Here is a 346-nt window from a genome sequence, read left to right as displayed (position 1 = left end):
TCGCATCGGGCTTCCCTCCCGGTCGCGGCTGGCTGTTTTCTAACAGAGTTCGCAAAGAGCGTGCAGCAGAGCTGCGCAATACTCGTGCTTTTCCTGATGAAAAGCACTCCCTTGCGACAGCTCCGGTACCTGAGGTACCTGTGGCACGCTCTAAGCTTGCTCTGTAAAGAAAACATGTCCAGCCCTGCTCCAACGGGAGAGAAAGCCTCGACACAACGTCGGACCGCTGTGTTTCTCCCACTCTGATAAATTGGAACACCGGGACTTATGCAGCGCTCTCCCTATCCTACGCCGCCGCACCGCCGAGCGGTCGATCCATAAGCAGGCCGTCTGCCGCCCCGGCGTT

The sequence above is a fragment of the Oribacterium sp. oral taxon 078 str. F0263 genome (assembly GCF_000469565.1).
Taxonomy (GTDB): domain Bacteria; phylum Bacillota; class Clostridia; order Lachnospirales; family Lachnospiraceae; genus Oribacterium.
Note: the sequence above shows the minus strand (reverse complement) of the source record.